Here is an 18,215-nt window from a genome sequence, read left to right as displayed (position 1 = left end):
TTGGGTTAACGTTTCACGTTTCAGGTTTCACTGTGCCTACATGGCTTTTGACTGTTTTGTGATTGGGATTGCTCTATTAGTGCCTGATTTTGCTGGAGCCACCGCTCAATAAATTTAGCGATCGCTGGCTTAGCTGATCTGAAATTAATCAGTTTTATAGCAAACCTTTCCTCAATCATTACCTCAAATTTTGGTTGAATTAATTCCCTTAAAATCTGGTTGCTGCTAATTAGTTGTTTTTTTTCTAGATTACTAAGCTTTGTCGTGATTATTTTATCGACAATTTCATCATAAATTTTATAAATAATTTGAGCAAATAATTCTTTACTATCAGCACTTAAGTAAGATTTGAGATAGTTATTAATATAGTTAGTTTTAGTGGTTTTATTAAGGTGCTGATTGATGTCTTTAGAGGTAATATTTTTGCTCATAGCATCCCGAAAATAAAAGGTGACGACTGCCTTCAAAATCCGTTTAAAATAACGTTGAAACTGGCGAGCCACTTGATATTGCTTTTTAAACCCGAAAAGCTCGATAAAATCTTGTTGATTGATGCCTAGACCAAGCCAAAGTCTTAGGGATTTCTGAGCTAGCTGATCTAAAGCCGTAAATTCTTTTAAGATAATACTCCTGACTTGAGTCAACTCATCCTTTTCTTCCTCTTGGATTACCACCTCTAAAGGATTAGATCCTATATCAGTAATTTCCCCATACTCATCTAAGGATACTGAATTCCTTTGTTGAGACATCCGCACCGCTTGGATGCAAATGGCTAGCATTTCTTCAATGTGTTCAGTGCTGAGTCTTGAGGGCTGAGTGCTGAGTGCTGAGTGCTGATTGCTGAGTGCTGTTCGCGTAGCATGCGCGTAGGGCATATGCTGAGTGCTGATTGCTGAGTAACGTAGTACTTGTCTTAACCAATCTGAATCACTTCTTCTAAGATTATTCCTATGAAACTCATCACTTTGGAACTCAGAGCTCACCAGTTTATTTAACCGATTTAACTGCTGGTTGTAACGAAGAGCAATTTGGTTAAGCTGTTGCTGGGTTAGGAATTTAATTGGGGAATGATGGCGATGATTTCCCTTGCTGCTGGGAGGATACATCTCATTAAAGTAGTCTTTAAACGATTGCCAAGCCAGACGATAATAGTTAAAATATTGATTAGTGATGCCATAGTCGTTAAGTGCTTGCTCAAGTTCTGTTTTATCCAAATATCGCAACAAGCCATAATCAGAAAACTTGATAGATTTTAACCTGAGTTCCTTGGCGACTTGATTTCTAATAATTCGCTTGAGGGCATTAAAAGCATAGGCATAAATAGAAGACTTAGGATAAAAGTTAAATCCTCTGAGGAGTTTAGCGGGGTTGCTGGCTGCTGCACTAGCAATGATGAAACATTCTTCTACAGGGTAATGTAACGCAAGATTATGAGATTTACTCAACTGATGGGCGATCGCTTGAGCTGCAGACCAACAAACAAACTGTAGATAATTGAATAAGAGCTGATCAGATAACGTTAACAATAACAGATCAGCTCTAATCACCACTATCGGAGGATTAGTCATGGATAAAATCCGGTAAATACCAGATGCTTGTCTCAACTGATATAAGAAGCAAGCAGCCCACTCGGCTTCGCTCCTATCTGGCTCAGACTCGACTAGATGTGCCATGAAATCCTCTAATCTAGAATTAGACTCAAAAACCGGCTCGATCCCCCTATTACCTTGGCGGTCTTTTAAATAAATAGATGTCGAAAACGGTTTGATACCTGAGTTGTTATCTGAGTTGTTAGTAGGCATTGATTCTTTCCCCTAACTTGTAGTAGCGCTTTCGCCTAACTCCTAACTTGAACCGATTCATAGGTCAAACAACTAAGTAGAAGGAAACCTCATTAGTTACTTGGTACTCAAACTTAGGGGTTATGCAGCTTCTCTCTAAAATAACTAGATAATAGTTCACCAGAGAAAATTATGCTCAAGGGTAACTTAAGCAATTATCCCTACCCATCAAGACGAAGGGTAGTCATGGGTAATCGATTTGCCGTAGCCACCAGCCAATCCCTAGCCACCCTAGCTGGTATGGAAATGTTTTGGGCTGGAGGCAATGCTGTAGATGCTGCTATAGCCACAGCGATCGCATTGACAGTGGTTGAACCTACTTCCAATGGTATTGGTTCGGATGCCTTCGCCTTAGTATGGGATGGTAAACTCCATGGCATCAATGGTTCTGGGAAAAGCCCTCAACACCTGACCCTTGAGCATTTTGGTGGCATGAGTCAAATTCCTGCTATCGGCTGGTTATCGGTAACAGTGCCAGGAGCGGTATCAGCATGGCGTAGCTTGTGGCAACGGTGGGGAAAACTACCCTTTGAGCAATTGTTTGCCCCAGCCATTCGATACGCCGAAGCCGGATTTCCGGTCTCCCCAGTCACAGCAAGAGCTTGGAAACAAAAGGAAGCTCTGTACCTCCCCCTGACCGGAGCAGAATTTGAACCATTTAAACAGGTATTTTTCCCTAACCAGCGCGCACCAGTAGCTGGGGAGGTATGGGGGAGTAAGGATCATGCTAAGACCTTGAAAGCGATCGCAAACAGTGGTGGTGAAAGCTTTTATCAAGGGGAAATTGCTGATGCGATCGCAAACTTTGCCGCTAATACTGGTGGCGTGCTGACCAAAGCTGACCTAGCTAGTCACCAAGCTGAGTGGGTAAACCCCATTTCAACTAACTATCGTGACCTGACCGTATGGGAGATTCCCCCCAACACCCAAGGGATAGCGGCCTTAATGGCATTGAATATAATCGAAGGTTTTGACTTAAGCCACTATCCCCGTGAATCAGCCCAAAGCTACCATCTACAAATCGAAGCCATGAAGCTAGCGTTTGCTGATGTTCACCGCCATATCAGTGACCACCGGTTTATGGAAGTCCCAATCGAAAAGCTATTAGACCATGGGTATGCAACAGAACGTCGGAAGTTAATTGGGGAAAACGCGATCGCGTTAGCAAAACCCGGTTTACCCAAAGGTGGCACAGTTTATCTAGCAGCAGCAGATGGAGAATTAATGGTATCGTTTATCCAATCCAACTTTCAAGGCTTTGGGAGTGGGATTGTTATTCCTGGCACTGGGATTGCCTTGCAAAACCGAGGCTTAGGGTTTACCTTAGAATCCGGTCATCCTAATCAAGTCGCACCAGGTAAGCGGTCGTATCATACCATTATTCCGGGTTTTCTGACTCAAAATGGTCAACCTTTAGGACCCTTTGGAGTTATGGGAGGCCCCATGCAGCCTCAGGGACATGTACAGGTAGTGGTTAATCTGGCAGATTATGGGATGAATCCTCAAGCTGCTCTAGATGCTCCCAGATGGAGATTTGTAGATGGGTCACAAGTCCTGTTGGAACAGAGTGTACCCCGTCATATTGCTTTGGAGCTAGCTGATATGGGTCATGACATTCAGGTTATGGCTGATAGCATAAACTTTGGGAAAGGTCAAGTAATCTTGCGTCAGTCAGGGGTTTTGGTAGCCGCATCTGAACCCCGTGGTGATGGATTAGCGTTAGCAGGGTGAAGGGGTGATGAAAATCCAACAGATGTTTAGAAAAAGATTAATAGCGCTGTTGGCTCTATCTAGCACTACGGTTATCTTAACTATGGCTACAGCGAGAGTCTATCCGCTAACCCTAGGACGCTCACATTATCAACAACCATTGCTAGCCCAGTCGTGGCAAGAGGCTCAGCTGACTCAAGTAATTTCAGGTCATCGGTCAGATGTTAATTCTCTCGCCATTAGTCCAGATAGTAAAACCCTAATTAGTAGCAGTAAAGACAAAACCATCAAGTTTTGGAATCTCAGGGATGGTAGGCTACAGAGGACGATCCGAGGGTTTACGAGAACGCCCAGTGCTCTGGTAATCAGTGTTGATGGTAAACGTCTCGCTGCCGCAACAGAAAGACAAATAAATATCTGGAACCTAGAAACTGGAGCACCACCTCGTACCTTGAAAGGACATACGGGTATAGTCAGATCAATAGCAATTAGTCCCGATGGCAAAATCCTAGTAAGTGGCTCTCCGGACAAGACCGTTATGGTGTGGGATGTCCTCACCGGAAAAAGTTTAGACACCATTACCGAGCATTCCGACTGGGTTACTGCTGTTGCCATTAGTCCCGATGGAAAACATTTGGTTACTGCCAGTGGCGGGTCAGATCGTTCTATCAAGATTTGGGATTTGTCCAGCCTAGAATTGCGGCAAACCATCTCAAAACAACCCAGATTTCTGATATTGCCATTAGTGAAGATAGCAATATCCTAGTTGCTAGTGTTGATAAAACCGTCAAGTTGTGGGATATCAACAGTGGCGAAGAATTAGCTATCCTCGAAAGTCACTCCGCACCAATTCTTACCATTGCGATTAGTTCCGATGGCAAAACTATCGCTAGTGCTGGCAGTGATAAAACTATCAAGCTATGGGATGTAGAGAGTAGACAATTGCTGCGCACTCTATCTGGACATGATGGCTGGGTTTGGTCAGTTGCTATTAGCCCAGATGGAAACACTCTAGTTAGTGGTGGCGAGGATGGTACGATTAGAATTTGGTCATTAGTTAGTCAATCCCAATAGTATTGAGTCGAACAGACCAAGTGCGTAGGGTGTGTTAGGGGCGGACTTGCCCTTATTTTTCGCCTCGTAGCCAGGGTTGGGATAGTGCGCCCCGTAACGCACAACCCTTGGTTTGCCCTATTTTTCCGCATCAATGCCCCGGTTGCTTGGGAAAGTCCGTCGGGAAATGAAACGGGCAAGATGCCCGTTCCACCAAGATGCCCGTTCCACCAAGATGCCCGTTATACCCACCGAGTCAAACAGCAAATATTCAGATGCACCCGGTTTGATCACCCACAAAACCAGTCGATTGCGACAGTGCAATAGTTGTGATTTCCCCCAGGTAAACCTATCTAATTTTATTAGTCCTATATATAGTGTTTAGTAAATTCAAAAAACACTATATGTGTCAAGTGCCTTGTCAACAAATACTATAAGCCATGGTTTATTGAGAAATATCTCCGGTTACCCAACAAGATGGGTTTGCCATAGCTTTCTTACTACTATTGTAGCGTTTATCCGGATTTTTTTTGTAAAGAATCGATGAATAAATAGTGTTTTAATTAAACGGAAAAAATTTTAATCAATACCTATTTTTTCCGGATAGCGTGTATATAGCAGGAAAAGTGTATAGGTAAAAAAATATTATTCCTGGTTTGATATGAACTTTAAACAAATGTCAACGGAAAAACTCTATAAATTTTGTGATGACCCAAAAAATATACAAAGATTAAATGAAGATCAGATAAAAACTTTAAGAACTGAGTTAAATTTTAGAAAACAGCAAGCCCGAAAAGCTCTTATACGTCTTGGCGTATCAGCAGATATTTTCTTAGAAAATAATGATAACAATCTATCTTTAGAAAAAAAAATTACTGAATTTAACCGAGTAAAAAGCATTGAATGTTCTATAGATAACGCACTTTCTTGATGCATCGCTTTTGCAATTAGGCAAAAATTCTAATACAGGGTTTATAGCTCCTGTGAGGTACAGATTCAGGCATAAAACCCCTATCTTATAAAACTCAGGTGTACCTCACCAGCCATGGGAACGCTGTAAAATTTCCAAACTCCCCAAACTCCCCTTTTTTTACAAATATGAAATGCACCCTTTGAAATTGCCTATAACCCTATTATTTTCCTTAGTTTGGGGAATAGATTTACAAAAATGGAAAATGGGATCCTCCCTCACTATTTAGCTTTTATTCTTAAAATGATTATTTATTAAGAAATCAATTCTATTTTTAATTTCTTCTCTTGCCTGATACTCAATGTCATCAGTTAATCGAGTTTTCAGTATTTTTAGACTTTCTTCATATACCTCTGGACACGACAAGGAATGTTCAATTCCAGGTACCTGTATATTGTTATAGTCTCCGTTGAGTAAAGAAACCCTTATAAGTTCAAGATACTCCAAAATATTAATACAAAAATCAGACTCTTCACTAGAGTTTAGAGCAGGTATTTTTTCTAGGAATTTATCTTGGTATCTATATTTTTTTAAAGCTGCTTTTCCAATCTCTTTTGCTAACATACGATTGTTTTGTTCTGAGAAAAAATTCTTATAAATTTCCATTCGCTTTTTCTTTTCTGGATCTTTTTCTTTCTCTAGTGTAACTTGGTCTACATATCGGGAGTATTCTGTAAGTTTGTCTATAGCCTTTGCTTCTTTGTAATTTTTTTTCAAATTATCTTCACTACTCATATCTTCATCTGGATCAGTTATTGTAACAACTGGTTTTTGTGCTGCTTCAGAACCATCATGCAAATTTTTACTACTTATATCAGAGGGTTTATTTCTTCTGGTATCCCATTTGTTCCAGCCATATACTACTGAGGCAACGGTTATTACTCCCACCGCAGTAAAAAATAAGACATTTGTTATAGCCTTTTGAGTTTGTAATGAGCTATTGGGATCCCATTTTCCCAAGCCATATCCTAACCAGATGGCGGTTATTACTCCCGCCGCAGCAAATAGAGAAATTGTTATAGCCTTTTGATTTTTTGGTGAACTAATTGTTATAAATCCTCCTATAGCAACACTAAGCAAAGTCACAAGCAAAGTCAAAAACAAATTATTCATAACCTACTCAACTTCCGATACGTATCTGCAAGTTACCTCGAAATTAAACATAACAGAACTTAAGCAGTACCTCTACCTGTAGCGTGCGTTAATAACAAAGTCTACAAATTATAGGGTTTGTTGTAGATGCCTAAGTCCTGATTTAAATGGTAAACCTAAACCAAACTGGAAGGATACCTATTAGGACGATTATAGTCTCATCAAGAATATAGCTTTTTGCGATTCCCCTAGTATACTGGTTTAGAATCGGGTGCATCTCATTTTTGCTGTTTGACACGGTGGTGCGTTACGGGGCGGGCTATCTAAACCCTGACTACGAGGCGAAAAATGAAGGCTCCCCTAACACACCCTACGCAAAATTTTCAAATATGAGATGCACCCTTTAGAATCTCTGCTCCCCTCACAGAGGTTCATAATTGGCTCAATTTTTGATAAGCTAGAGCCATTGGGAAAAATTTGTGAACAATCGACCACCTTCTCAGGAAAAGACACCTTTATTAGACGCTCTGCGAGCATCAGCCCAGAAGCCCCATGCAGCCTTTTATGCACCAGGACACAAACAAGGCAAGGGCATACCTGAGCCATTAGCGGATTTGTTGGGAAAATCAGTATTTCGGGCTGATTTGCCAGAATTACCGGAGTTAGATAATCTTTTTGCTCCAGAAGGGGTAATCCAAGAAGCCCAAGACCTAGCAGCAGCAGCCTTTGGTGCAAGCAAAACTTGGTTCCTGGTCAACGGTTCCACTTGTGGGGTGATGGCTGCTATAGTAGCCACCTGCTATACCGGGGAAAAAATCCTATTACCGCGCAATATCCACCAATCCGCGATCGCAGGATTAGTCTTGTGTGGTGCTATCCCCATCTTTATTAACCCCGAGTACGACCCATCAACTGACTTGGTTTATAGCATCACCCCAACTGCAGTTAACCAAGCCCTGACTGAACATCCGGACACCAAAGCAGTGATGATGGTCTATCCCACCTATCAAGGAATCTGTGGTGACATAAAAGCGATCGCTAAAATAGTTCACCAACATAATATTCCCCTACTAGTGGATGAAGCCCATGGACCTCACTTTGCCTTCCATCCCGATTTACCCATCGATGCCCTATCAGCCGGAGCCGATTTAACCGTACAATCAACTCATAAAGTAATCGGTGCCATGACTCAGGCATCGATGTTGCACATTCAGGGCAATCGCATTGATGCTCAGCGGTTGAGTAAAGCATTACAGCTAGTTCAATCCACCAGCCCCAGTTACTTACTACTTGCTTCCCTAGATGCTGCACGACAACAAATGGCACTCCATGGAGAACGACTCATGAGTCGTACCTTGCAGCTAGCCCAGGATGCCAGAAGTAAAATCAGCAAAATTCCTCGATTATCAGTTTTAGAACCAATAAAACCCCCAAGATTCCAAGCCCTAGACCCAACTCGCTTAACCGTAAGAGTGACCGAATTAGGATTAAGCGGATTTGAAGCCGATGAAATTATTCATCAACAGCTTGGTGTCACAGCGGAGTTACCCACACTTCACCACTTAACCTTTATCATTAGCCTAGGCAATACCCAAAGGGATATTCAGCAACTTGTACAAGCTTTCACCAAACTTGCCCAAAATAACGGCAATTCCTCCACCGAGCAACCTGCCTTCTGTAACCTACAACCTGCAACTGGCAACCTGCAACCCTTACTCTCCCCCCGTGAAGCTTTCTTTGCTCCCACCGAAACCCTACCGGTAACCGAAACCATAAACCGGATCAGTGCAGAATTAATCTGTCCCTATCCACCAGGTATACCAGCCCTAATGCCAGGAGAACAAATCAAATCAACTACTATTGAATACCTCCAAAAAATCCTAACCTTAGGTGGTCAAATTACCGGTTGTAGCGACCCCAGCCTCCAAACCCTAAACGTGATTATTGACTAATATATCTGGCTTAATGGGAGTAGGGAGTAGGGAATAGAGAGTAGGGAGTAATCCTGCCAAGAGGTTTTGGGGGTTGACCCCCTGAATACAGAGGGAATAAAATTCAATGGACTTCATAAGTATGATCAAGGCTATAATCTTCGTAAATATTTATCGTAATTCCGTATAAAGGGATGTTAATTTGTAATAAAAATGATCTCCTATTTAGGATAAAAAATAAATTCTAAAACTATCAAAAATAGACACAGTATTCGTTTTAGTCGATTAAAATTAAAAAATTAGCCTAACAGGTACCGAAGAGGCATCTTGCTCATACTCTTTTTGTGTTCTATACCTGAAGTGGTTAGTTTAATAAATCAAAATAACTAAAGGAAAAAAAATACCCCGAAACCTAAATACCACAAATGTCATCTCCAATTTGGCCGTACATTACTCCTGGAATCCCAGATCACCTCTTTGAACGCCTACCCGGTATTCCCTTAAGTAAGCGAGAAGTCAGGCTGCTGATCATTTCTGCCCTACGACTAGGAACCCAAGACCGGTTGTGGGACATCGGTGCTGGAACCGGTACCATTCCTGTAGAAATTGGACTACTGTGTCCCAAAAGTGAGATTATTGCTGTTGAACGGGATGAAGAAGTAGCCAACCTGATTCGACACAATTGCGATCGCTTTAATGTCACCAACGTAGAAGTGATCGAAGGTAACGCCCCAGAATGTCTCAAAGATCTACCATTGAAACCCCACCGAGTTTGCCTTGAAGGAGGACGACCAATCAAAACTTTACTCAAAGAAGTCTGGCCCTACCTACAATCTCCAGGGAGGATAGTCGCAACCACCAATAATCTAGAAGGACTCTATTCCATATCAGAAGGCTTAGCAGAGTTACAGGCTCGCAATATCGAAGTCGTTCAGTCAGCCGTCAATCGCCTAGAGACACGGGGGAATTATCAAACATTTGCAGCAGTTAACCCCATTTTTATTCTTAGTGGTGAGAAGTTAGAGTAAGGAATAGACCCCTTCAGGGAACAAAATTAACAATAATAATATAAATAACCTGTTCTTGTGTGAGAACAGGAGTGTCAAAAAAAAACGTCATATGCCCTGGTTACGGATTTTTAGTGGAATAGTTGCGATCGCCCTGGCAATGGGGATGATCCTACTTGGGGGATGGTATTTTACCATCGGCTTCTGTGTCATTGTCTATTTAGGTCAGTTAGAACTTTTTCAACTAGTCAAAGCAAAAGGCATGGTGCCAGCAACCAAAAGCACCATGTTTGTGTCTCAGCTACTACTAATTACAGCTACCATTTCACCAACCCTGGCTGATGCGGTGTTTCCCATTGCTGGAACATTTATTTGTTTTTACTTACTCTTCCAACCCAAGATAGCAACCATTGCGGATATTGGGGCTTCCATATTGGGTTTACTCTATGGTGGTTATCTGCCCGGCTATTGGGTCCGTCTGCGAGTGGGTTTGACTGAAACCTCCTCCCTAGCTAGAGATGCTACAGTCGCTGCTACGAACCTACCCGGGAGTGAATACTGGTCTAATTTTTCGATTAATCTAAGTCACATACCTGCTGGGTTAAGTACAACTCTCCTAGCATTCAGCTGTATTTGGGCAGCAGATATCGGAGCTTACACCTTCGGCAAATTTTTTGGTCGCACTCGCCTTTCTATGATCAGTCCTAAAAAAACTGTGGAAGGCGCTATATTTGGCCTTGTCAGTAGTATTGCTGTAGGAATCGCAGGAGCTTGGTATCTGAATTGGCCGTGCTGGCAGTTGAGTGGCACGATGTTCGGAGTAATGATTGGTGTAGCTAGCCTCTTAGGAGACTTAACTGAGTCCTTAATGAAACGGGATGCTGGTGTAAAGGATTCCGGGCAATTAATTCCTGGTCATGGTGGCATTTTAGACCGAACAGACAGCTATGTGTTCACTGCCCCTTTGGTGTATTATTTTGTCACGCTATTACTACCACTGTTACCCAGCTCCCTGTAGTATTGTGTCAATGTCAGATTTTTTTTTAGTTTATTGATTGCAATAAGCAATATATTGATGTAATTAAAACGTTGCACTACCTTTGAGTAGATTAAAAATTTATAGCGGTTTCCAGCTCAGTAGAATACACGTTAGTCTCTGGTAAATTCCGAGTGCAATCACCGGCTGTATTCCATCGGAATAAAAACCTGAAAACCGCTATAAAAGTGCATTCTGGATTAGGTAGATGGTAGAAACCACACATGAGCAGATGGGAGGTAATGGTGTTACATATCAATGCAACTTGGGATAACTATCATGTCCGGATTATAATTAATGTAGGCAAAGACAGAACCAGAAAACGGTTTTTCGGTTCAAACCCAGCTTGGTGGTAATGACTAATCAGTAATTACGCGCTATCACTAATTACGATACTAATTAATTACGATGATTAGTGAGATGATTAGTGAGATGATTAGTTACTAGTGTGATTGTTTAGTTCGATCAGAGCCGAATGGGCTACTTCTAGGCTTAGGCGGACTTGTTGGATAGAAGACAAAGAGTGCCACTGTTCAGATTTAACTGAAGGGCTGACATTCATGGAGTCTGAGCTACTGCGCATGGCGTAAGCCCACGGACGAGCTAAAACCAATAGATCGTCTTCTGTCCAGTTTTGTAACAATGGCTTGACACAAAGCACAAGTTGCTCTGCTAAGGACAAGTTCTTGTCAACAACCTCTTGGGCTCTAGAAGCGATCGCTTCTAGCCATTCGGTAGGCATGCAAGAAGCACATCCGTTAGCTAAAGCTGCCTTCAACGAGTCAATGGTGGATTCGATGGTGGATTCGATGGTGGATTCGATGGTGGATTCGAGCGGTAATTCCCAACACTGATTTAGTCGCTCAAAAAAGGCAACAGAAGCCTGAGCAATTTCCTGATGATCTTGGATTTCGTCGAGGGAAAAACCTCCTTCTAGCTCAGCAAAATAAGCTTCTGCTTCTGGATGAGTTGGATCCCAAGGATAAAACTCCTCTTCTGGCTGTAATAGTAATTCTAGTAGTTCTTCTTGGATTTGAACCGAAGTATCCTCAAAATCTGATTGTTGATGTTCTTGATATTGAATAGCTTGGCTGTTCATAATGCCCCTCCTGTTTGGGTTAGTAGATGAAACCTGACATAAAATAGCTACATCAATTTTTGAGGAAGTTCCGCAACAGCTGAAAAAATAATCTGAACTTCTCAGCGCGTGTTTAATTGCCATGGCAACAGCACTTTCCAACTAAACTTATGTGTGATATTAGTTAGCTATTTAGAGAAGACTTTAGGTAGACAGCCACTAGTTGCCATTTGACTCTAACCAGTATCCTTGTGAAACTTCCATTGGTAACAGCATAGTTAACAGCATAAGCTGCACTTTATCCTCGGCAGGAGGATAGTCCGACTCAAGATTCTGGGGAGTCAATAATAAACTCAAAGATCTGACCACGAGGACCACCAAACTTAAGCTGAATACCAGACCTTAGCTTAACTTCCTGATGATGAACAGTTTTCCAACCATTATCGATTAATATTCTCGTCCCATTACGAGAAAAATCCCTCAAGAAGTAAGTTGGATCCGAGCCTTGGTCAGTGAAAGCATCACGGCAGATAATTTCAGCATGTTGCTTACTAACACAAACTTCGGGAATCACCAAATCGTTGTGAGATTGTAGGCGTCCCACTCGCATCAATCCACCTCGAATCGGCCAGACATGATCGGTTTTTCCAATTGAACGCAAAGATGCCGTTGGGGGCGGACTTTCAACCCAGCTTGAGGTGATGGTGGGCAGTTCTGTAATTCCTTCTCCCACCGGTTGGATTAACTCCCCTTCAAACTGAGGATGCATATAAAGGATAGGCAAGGTCCAGGCTGGTTGGTTAAACTTGTAAAGGGTCAACAGGTGCTGTCTCGCTACAGCTACAGCATGGTCTATGGGCATCCGCTCGGCCAAGGCTTGGGCGAATGCTTTAATAAAACTCACGGCTTCTTGGTCAGCAATGGAGTCCCGCATCCCCAAAACTGCTGGAACACCGTGGTGAATGAGCACCTCAGCTAAACTACTACGGGGAATGGTTTGGGAATTCACTTGGTCAGGTTTGGCACTCCAACAGGCATTGAATACAGCTAAGGCAACCTGGGTGCGGACCAGAACCTGAGCCAATTCCGTACCACTAATTTTCGCATCCGAGCGTAAAAATAGCAAACCTCCGTCTGGTGCGCTTTCACCATGACCAGCATAGAATAGGATGTTATAGGCACCGGTTTCCAGTGCTTTAATCAGTTCAGCTGGTGTCGGTTGTATGAGTTTTGAGACGTTGCAGGTAACTGGTGGAACCGATTGGTTCCTAGAAGTTTGAGCGGCTCTACCAGCTTGAAGGGCATTTACCAAGGTAGCCGCTTCTTTTTCGAGATCCAAATTGGTAGTCGAACCATTTAATTTTTGAACCTTCTCTCCTAGAACTAACAAAATATTGAGAGCCTGGTGGGAGCGCAGGGGTTCGAGGGCGTCTACATCACTAGTTGTGCGGCTAAACAGGATTTGCTGAGAAAGGGAAATTGCCTGTTTACCCGCCATGGGTTGCATAATTTCCCAGGGGAGGGGAATGAAATCTGGAGCGCGGACTTCCAAGCGCAGGCGAAGGGGTTTATTTTGTCCCAAGGCAATGCCTTGACTTCGTTCGAGGGCATTGCGAATTGAGCCTTGAAACAGCCACTGCCAGAGGTCAATGCCCAAACCTTGCATCAAACGACCACTGTAGCTAATCTCCGGACCTTTAGCACCGTTTTGATTCTCTGAGGGCAAAGTGGTGGGATACTGGTTGTGATGACCACTAATCGGCACATGGTTTGAAAATGGGGAAAACATTTCCTGCCAAGCCAGCCAGGACTGAGTCATGTATTCAGACCAAGTAGAATCATGATGAACCATTCCCCCTGGGTAAGGAGCTTTCAGCACCCAGATAGCCAAGTTTTCTCTGCCAGCGGCAGATAGACGAGCGATCGCTAAACTGAGGCAAGGATTTTCGATACCAGACATTAAAGGTTCATCATTATAGGGAATATACCGATGTTTTGATCACTCTATCGAGTCTTGGGTGGTATTGGCGCTATCAATAATGAGGCATTGGTCATTAGTAGGACATCATTAGTTTCCAGTTCTTAGTTGAGGAGTTGAGTGGTTAGTCAGAAAGCTTTGGTGAGCATTAACTTAAAAGCGATAAGCTAATCACTACTTTCTGGAGACTTAGGGAGATTGAGTAGGTCTAGGGGAACTAGACGGAGGCGTCTTTTTCTGACATTGACTCGTTTGGGAAGAGGTTGGTGTAAAATTACGATCCATCATAGGTAAAATATCCTTTTCTCTTATCCACCCTTCCTGTCCCTGTGACACCAAGGTAGCAGAGGGTTTAGTCTGCTTAGAGTTTAACGGTACTGAGGATGAGCCAACTTTGGGAGGGCTAGCCATTTGATCCGATGGAATATCCGATGGAATATCAGTTTTGTTGGTTCCAGGTGAGCAAACTCTTAATCTAATCCACCAAGTCTCTTCCTGAGGATACCTTTTTCTGGCAATCACCTGCAAAACACTACCAGCAGTAAATCTCCCAAGGATTGATTGCTTTTCAGGTTTAACCAAAAGTTGTACAGGACCCACTGTTCTAATAATATCTTGGTTTTTAATTAAGGCAGCTGGCTTAGGGTCGGTCCCGGAGTCAGGGGTTTGTTCTGGAGGAGCTTTAGTTACTGGAATCTGTGTAGGGGTTTTAGAACGGGTTATTTGTTGCCCCTTACCGAGACTAAAAACCCCACTCAGGAAGCGATTTATCTGTCCACTCGCCTTTGGACTCAACACTGGACTCAACAGATAAACGACTACCCCCCCTAACACCAACAGCACGAATATGCCCAACAAAAGTCTCCCAGTCTTCTCAGGAAAGGTTGAAGCTGAATAATTAGGATTTTGGTCACCAGAGGCGTCCCCCTCTTCCATGAGGTTAAGTGTGAGCAACGCTGTTTTTTGTTCATCAGTAGAAGCGGGTTGCTGATCACTCTTAACGTTTAACATTAGAGTCTTGTTGGTCTCGAGAGTGGGAAGGGATTCTATCCGTGGCGGTGATAGTTGGATTGGCAAGGAAGGCTGGCTTGGTGTGACTTGACAGTAAATCAACGCCACCGTGACATTGTCGTGCCCGTTTTTGGTATTAGCAAGCTCAATGATTCGTTCTGCTGCTTTCTTCAAATCAATTTGACCGTCGAGAATAGGCAGTATTTCAGTTTCCCAGTACTGCTCGACTCGGTCATTGTCACTAAGACCATCAGAACACAGCAGAAACAAACAATCTTCATCCAACACCAAGCGCTGTACAGTCGGGTGCAGTGTGGTTGATGAACCCATCCCTAAAGCTTGCACTAGCGCACCAGATGTTGGTTGTTGTAGAGCATGTCGGTAAAGGGTATATCCAAGCCGCACTTCTCGAGACGCTAAATCATCATCTAGAGTAACTTGGTGACAACCATGGCGACTCACCCAATAGATTCTGCTATCCCCGACATGGGTAATGTATATTTCATGGGCATGGGTTCTAGCCATGACCAAGGTTGTTCCCATACGCTGCCGATCAAATCGGTTCTCATGATCATTGCGTTGGCTAATGGAGTCATTGGCAGCACAGACAGCTTTTTCCAATTCCAGGGTTAGAGTGGTTGGGTGCCACACCTTCAGTTTAGCTGGCAGTTGTTTGAGCTGTTGTCGGAGAGTGTCAATCGCCAGTTGGGAGGCAATTTCACCACCTGCTTGTCCACCAATGCCATCGCAAACCATTGCCAAAGCTTCCTTACCTCTTGAAGAGCTAATTAGCTTACCACTAGGAGGGTAGCAAGCGTCTTCATTGTGGCTACGACCGGGACCGGTATCGGTACGAGTGAGAGTCTTATAGGTTCTCGATTGCCATGACCGGCATTCAAACAACCCTTTCGCCAGTAATGCTAACAGCTGCTCTGATGTCTGTATCTGTCCTTTTGTAAGCTGGGAACAGAGTTGTTGGCAAAACTCACTAATAACAGGGGAAGCCCCCTCAAGCAGTTGTGACCACAGCTGACCCAGCTGTTTTAAGGTTGGTGCTGGCGTTTGATCAGGCTGCAATTCCAACAACCTTAGCAAGGCTCCTTCCACCCGCACCAGGTCTGATTTCAGTAAGCTAGACGCTACCCCTTCTCGGCTCAAAGGTTGCCACAGTGAAGCCCATTGCTGCAGCCAGTTGAGTTGGCGTACTGGTGAGGCATCTTTCCAGACGCTAGTGAGTTCTGGTGACAGTTGTCCTTGAGTATTAATGTTCCCTGTTGCCTGAATTGGTACTCCTTCGAGTAACCAAATCTCTTTGTTATGCCTTGGCTGAGGTGTTAGCAGACCATACACTTGAGGCAGGTGTAATCCATAGGAAACCAGTCTCAAGTATGGGGTTATGGTTTGAGGAATCTCTAGTGGGGTCTCTGGCGGTACCGCTGGTTGAGTATCTAAAAGAACACGAGAATGAATCAGGAGGTAGCGCTTAGCAATAACTTCTCCCGGTTGAGCGGCTTTTATGCCTGACCCAATAGCCCACAAGTATCGTCTGAGCAGCGGCGTGCGACATTTTTGGCAGAACTTGTTGGTCTGGGGATTGGGAGCCTGACATTGATGGTTTGGGCAGTGGAGCGTTGCCGCCGGATTGTCCATGAAACTCTTTGCTGCTAAAGATAGCCTGATGGAACCGGGTTAACATTAGCACAGCTTTCTTTGAAGGAGTTATGTGCCAACAAAGGAAGTGCCAAAATCAGCCCATTGATTACAGATTGTAGCGCTTGACTTAAGGGCTGGTTAATGATTTACGTCAATAGTGAATGAATTCCCCTGAAACATTCTAGGCAGCAATGATTACCCTATGGTCTATGGGGAAGGTAACCATTAAGTTTTATGTATTAATTTTATGTATTAATCATTGCGCAATATTGACCGGTTCCCCTCACTCATAGCACTAATCTTGATTAGCTCAGGCCAGATCAGCAAAAAGTACGTCCACCAAAGCAGAATTGGCATAGCAACGAGTAGTGTTATCCAGAGGGTTTTGAAAACTACCCAGATACTCAAGATGATGCCCCCTCCGGTCAATAGGATTGACCAGGGTTGGCACCACCAAGGCTTATAACTCCAAGGATTAAATTTTTTTTCTGTAGACAAGATTAGTCTTTTAAGCTACCACGACTTACTTCTTTGCACTAAGCAAGGGATTGATTAAAAGCATGAGAACGTCAATTGACACTCCCCGCCCTGGAAGGACGGGGATTCTTGCTTGGCCTTTGGCCACGCTACGCGAACAACGAGGTGACTTGTTTAACCAGGCCGGAGCCAGGAAAAATAGAGGTCTCCTCGACCCAAGCGTATTTAGTCTATGACCTAGGTTTCGGTGTGCCGGAGACGAAACCTGATCAGAGGGTCGCCTTAATAAAAAAGTTTTAACCAAAGGTGCGCTTTCCGTCGGCGAATTAAATTCGCCACGGGTCGCACCTCTTTTATGCATAGCCTGTAACCCTTAAAGGCGACCCTCTGATTACGGTAACTTCTAACCCCACCGTACCTAAATTATTTAATAAATTTAGACAAACAATGTTTTTTAATCTTGATTTTCATAGACTTCCAAATCGCTAGATTTGATTATGCAACATGATTATCTCAAAACAGGTTTTTTACATTGTCTACTTATTTTAAGATTATGTTTATCTAAAGTACTAATCGTTTTTTTTATTATGTTTTTATTTATCTTAACGTGCTAGACGAAAACTGTCAAGGCATATCTAAAAAAAGCCGTCCGTTGAAGTTACCGTAAGATAGTGGAGCCTTTATAGTCGGCAGGTTATGCGTAAAAGGTAACGGTCTTTTGTAATAAGGCTCCACTATCTAAGGTTTCGTCTCCTATAAGGACGGGGCTTTAAACCCAATTTTTTTGGTAAACCAGCTACAGTTTGGCCGGGGATGAAGGCAGACAGGCGCTTGAGTTATTCGCTCCCGTCGTGACTTGGTTTGAAAGTAGCTTGTCAGCCTATCTCCTACTGCCTAATTCTCAGGTTCTACTTGGGGCAATCCCATACTGTAATTAATCACTCGGCTTTCCGTATTGTAGCTAATTTGTCCATTTTGCAAAAGCGATCGCACAAGGTGTTCTAGGTCAGAACCGATACGACGGAGGTTGTATTCGGTTAAATCAAATCCGCTGTAGGATTCAACCAACTCATCGAACTTCCGGTAAACCTGCTGTAGAGCGTCTTCATTCCAATTGAATTCGTTATCGGGGTCAATGTCTAAGGTGAGAACGTTATCACTCCCGACTAGTTCGTTGTTTTTTACCTCTGCTGTATAGATTCGGACATGACGAGTGGTTGACTTTAACAGCATCTATAAACCTCCTGCTCACAGCCTTTATTTTTTCATCTTTTCAGGCAGTAGTCAATGCTCACCATGTCAATTCCCTGCAAACCAATCAAAGATTTGCGGTGCGACCTGAAGGCGCGACCCAAGGCCGGGTTCCCCGGCCTTGGGA

At 43.3% G+C, this 18,215-nt stretch carries 18 protein-coding genes; 9 read left to right on the top strand and 9 right to left on the bottom strand.

Annotation, left to right across the window (positions count from 1 at the left end; translation table 11 throughout):
- Positions 1–20: 20 nt before the first annotated feature.
- Positions 21–1,802 (bottom strand): hypothetical protein, encoded by a 1,782-nt coding sequence (locus tag F6K64_RS32500; protein ID WP_008184904.1) that lies wholly within the window; start codon positions 1,800–1,802, stop codon positions 21–23.
- A gap of 171 nt (positions 1,803–1,973) precedes the next feature.
- Between F6K64_RS32500 and F6K64_RS32495 the strand changes: the two genes are divergently transcribed.
- The 3 genes from F6K64_RS32495 to F6K64_RS32485 all read left to right on the top strand — a co-directional run bounded on the left by F6K64_RS32495 (position 1,974) and on the right by F6K64_RS32485 (position 4,625).
- The gene (locus F6K64_RS32495; RefSeq protein WP_287267554.1) at positions 1,974–3,572 is read left to right on the top strand and encodes a gamma-glutamyltransferase family protein; all 1,599 of its coding nucleotides are present in this window, start codon (positions 1,974–1,976) and stop codon (positions 3,570–3,572) included.
- An 82-nt stretch (positions 3,573–3,654) separates the two neighbouring features.
- Positions 3,655–4,317 carry a WD40 repeat domain-containing protein gene (locus tag F6K64_RS32490; RefSeq protein ID WP_287267552.1) on the top strand — a complete coding sequence of 221 codons (663 nt, stop codon included), beginning with the start codon at positions 3,655–3,657 and terminating at the stop codon, positions 4,315–4,317.
- Positions 4,227–4,625 (top strand): WD40 repeat domain-containing protein, encoded by a 399-nt coding sequence (locus F6K64_RS32485; protein ID WP_287267551.1) that lies wholly within the window; start codon positions 4,227–4,229, stop codon positions 4,623–4,625. Before F6K64_RS32490 ends, F6K64_RS32485 begins: the two co-directional genes overlap by 91 nt.
- 117 nt (positions 4,626–4,742) lie before the next feature.
- Here F6K64_RS32485 and F6K64_RS32480 read toward each other — a convergent pair whose 3' ends face one another.
- A complete protein-coding gene (locus tag F6K64_RS32480; RefSeq protein ID WP_287267549.1) occupies positions 4,743–4,898 on the bottom strand; it encodes a hypothetical protein in 156 nt (51 codons plus the stop codon).
- Between the two features lie 382 nt (positions 4,899–5,280).
- Between F6K64_RS32480 and F6K64_RS32475 the strand changes: the two genes are divergently transcribed.
- Complete coding sequence (locus F6K64_RS32475) at positions 5,281–5,535, top strand: hypothetical protein (RefSeq protein ID WP_287267548.1); 255 nt, start codon at positions 5,281–5,283, stop codon at positions 5,533–5,535.
- A 264-nt stretch (positions 5,536–5,799) separates the two neighbouring features.
- Here the strand turns inward: F6K64_RS32475 and F6K64_RS32470 are convergent, their stop codons facing one another.
- Positions 5,800–6,687, bottom strand: coding sequence for a hypothetical protein (locus tag F6K64_RS32470; protein WP_287267546.1), 888 nt, complete (start codon positions 6,685–6,687; stop codon positions 5,800–5,802).
- 458 nt (positions 6,688–7,145) lie between these two features.
- Here F6K64_RS32470 and F6K64_RS32465 point away from each other — a divergent pair, with 458 nt between their 5' ends.
- Positions 7,146–8,618: an aminotransferase class I/II-fold pyridoxal phosphate-dependent enzyme gene (locus F6K64_RS32465; RefSeq protein ID WP_287267545.1), complete on the top strand. Its 1,473-nt coding sequence runs from the start codon at positions 7,146–7,148 to the stop codon at positions 8,616–8,618.
- Here F6K64_RS32465 and F6K64_RS32460 read toward each other — a convergent pair.
- The gene (locus tag F6K64_RS32460; RefSeq protein WP_287267543.1) at positions 8,598–8,735 is read right to left on the bottom strand and encodes a hypothetical protein; all 138 of its coding nucleotides are present in this window, start codon (positions 8,733–8,735) and stop codon (positions 8,598–8,600) included. The genes F6K64_RS32465 and F6K64_RS32460 overlap by 21 nt on opposite strands.
- Before the next feature lie 287 nt (positions 8,736–9,022).
- Here F6K64_RS32460 and cbiT point away from each other — a divergent pair, with 287 nt between their 5' ends.
- The 3 genes from cbiT to F6K64_RS32445 all read left to right on the top strand — a co-directional run bounded on the left by cbiT (position 9,023) and on the right by F6K64_RS32445 (position 10,996).
- Positions 9,023–9,625 carry a precorrin-6Y C5,15-methyltransferase subunit CbiT gene (gene cbiT, locus F6K64_RS32455; RefSeq protein ID WP_287267542.1) on the top strand — a complete coding sequence of 201 codons (603 nt, stop codon included), beginning with the start codon at positions 9,023–9,025 and terminating at the stop codon, positions 9,623–9,625.
- A gap of 91 nt (positions 9,626–9,716) precedes the next feature.
- Positions 9,717–10,622: a phosphatidate cytidylyltransferase gene (locus F6K64_RS32450; RefSeq protein ID WP_008184889.1), complete on the top strand. Its 906-nt coding sequence runs from the start codon at positions 9,717–9,719 to the stop codon at positions 10,620–10,622.
- A gap of 242 nt (positions 10,623–10,864) precedes the next feature.
- Positions 10,865–10,996: a hypothetical protein gene (locus F6K64_RS32445; RefSeq protein ID WP_267872041.1), complete on the top strand. Its 132-nt coding sequence runs from the start codon at positions 10,865–10,867 to the stop codon at positions 10,994–10,996.
- Between the two features lie 80 nt (positions 10,997–11,076).
- On the opposite strand, the gene F6K64_RS32440 is transcribed toward F6K64_RS32445, so the two are convergent.
- The 4 genes from F6K64_RS32440 to F6K64_RS32425 form a co-directional block, all read right to left on the bottom strand.
- On the bottom strand, positions 11,077–11,739 hold the full coding sequence (locus F6K64_RS32440) for a hypothetical protein (RefSeq protein ID WP_008184887.1): 663 nt from the start codon (positions 11,737–11,739) through the stop codon (positions 11,077–11,079).
- 304 nt (positions 11,740–12,043) lie between these two features.
- The gene (locus tag F6K64_RS32435) at positions 12,044–13,678 is read right to left on the bottom strand and encodes a CHAT domain-containing protein (RefSeq protein ID WP_008184885.1); all 1,635 of its coding nucleotides are present in this window, start codon (positions 13,676–13,678) and stop codon (positions 12,044–12,046) included.
- Between the two features lie 207 nt (positions 13,679–13,885).
- Positions 13,886–16,357 carry a PP2C family protein-serine/threonine phosphatase gene (locus F6K64_RS32430; protein ID WP_048815254.1) on the bottom strand — a complete coding sequence of 824 codons (2,472 nt, stop codon included), beginning with the start codon at positions 16,355–16,357 and terminating at the stop codon, positions 13,886–13,888.
- A 255-nt stretch (positions 16,358–16,612) separates the two neighbouring features.
- Positions 16,613–16,858 carry a DUF6737 family protein gene (locus F6K64_RS32425; RefSeq protein WP_008184881.1) on the bottom strand — a complete coding sequence of 82 codons (246 nt, stop codon included), beginning with the start codon at positions 16,856–16,858 and terminating at the stop codon, positions 16,613–16,615.
- Positions 16,859–16,920: 62 nt separating this feature from the next.
- Here F6K64_RS32425 and F6K64_RS32420 point away from each other — a divergent pair, with 62 nt between their 5' ends.
- Complete coding sequence (locus tag F6K64_RS32420; protein WP_154659805.1) at positions 16,921–17,073, top strand: hypothetical protein; 153 nt, start codon at positions 16,921–16,923, stop codon at positions 17,071–17,073.
- 658 nt (positions 17,074–17,731) lie between these two features.
- Here F6K64_RS32420 and F6K64_RS32415 read toward each other — a convergent pair.
- Positions 17,732–18,070, bottom strand: a complete 339-nt coding sequence (locus F6K64_RS32415) for an NAD(P)H-quinone oxidoreductase subunit M (RefSeq protein ID WP_071102827.1) — start codon at positions 18,068–18,070, stop codon at positions 17,732–17,734.
- Positions 18,071–18,215 lie beyond the last annotated feature (145 nt).

It is taken from the genome of Moorena sp. SIO3A2 (genome assembly GCF_010672265.1).
GTDB classification, from domain to species: Bacteria; Cyanobacteriota; Cyanobacteriia; order Cyanobacteriales; family Coleofasciculaceae; genus Moorena; species Moorena producens.
Note: the sequence above shows the minus strand (reverse complement) of the source record. Positions and strands in the feature narration are given on the sequence as shown.

Coding starts and splice junctions, on each gene's coding strand:
- F6K64_RS32500 (WP_008184904.1), bottom strand. CDS start 1,802: ATGCCTACTAACAACTCAGATAACAACTCAGGTATCAAACCGTTTTCG.
- F6K64_RS32495 (WP_287267554.1), top strand. CDS start 1,974: ATGCTCAAGGGTAACTTAAGCAATTATCCCTACCCATCAAGACGAAGG.
- F6K64_RS32490 (WP_287267552.1), top strand. CDS start 3,655: ATGGCTACAGCGAGAGTCTATCCGCTAACCCTAGGACGCTCACATTAT.
- F6K64_RS32475 (WP_287267548.1), top strand. CDS start 5,281: ATGTCAACGGAAAAACTCTATAAATTTTGTGATGACCCAAAAAATATA.
- F6K64_RS32470 (WP_287267546.1), bottom strand. CDS start 6,687: ATGAATAATTTGTTTTTGACTTTGCTTGTGACTTTGCTTAGTGTTGCT.
- F6K64_RS32460 (WP_287267543.1), bottom strand. CDS start 8,735: ATGAAGTCCATTGAATTTTATTCCCTCTGTATTCAGGGGGTCAACCCC.
- cbiT (WP_287267542.1), top strand. CDS start 9,023: ATGTCATCTCCAATTTGGCCGTACATTACTCCTGGAATCCCAGATCAC.
- F6K64_RS32450 (WP_008184889.1), top strand. CDS start 9,717: ATGCCCTGGTTACGGATTTTTAGTGGAATAGTTGCGATCGCCCTGGCA.
- F6K64_RS32445 (WP_267872041.1), top strand. CDS start 10,865: ATGAGCAGATGGGAGGTAATGGTGTTACATATCAATGCAACTTGGGAT.
- F6K64_RS32440 (WP_008184887.1), bottom strand. CDS start 11,739: ATGAACAGCCAAGCTATTCAATATCAAGAACATCAACAATCAGATTTT.
- F6K64_RS32435 (WP_008184885.1), bottom strand. CDS start 13,678: ATGTCTGGTATCGAAAATCCTTGCCTCAGTTTAGCGATCGCTCGTCTA.
- F6K64_RS32430 (WP_048815254.1), bottom strand. CDS start 16,357: ATGGACAATCCGGCGGCAACGCTCCACTGCCCAAACCATCAATGTCAG.
- F6K64_RS32420 (WP_154659805.1), top strand. CDS start 16,921: ATGAGAACGTCAATTGACACTCCCCGCCCTGGAAGGACGGGGATTCTT.
- F6K64_RS32415 (WP_071102827.1), bottom strand. CDS start 18,070: ATGCTGTTAAAGTCAACCACTCGTCATGTCCGAATCTATACAGCAGAG.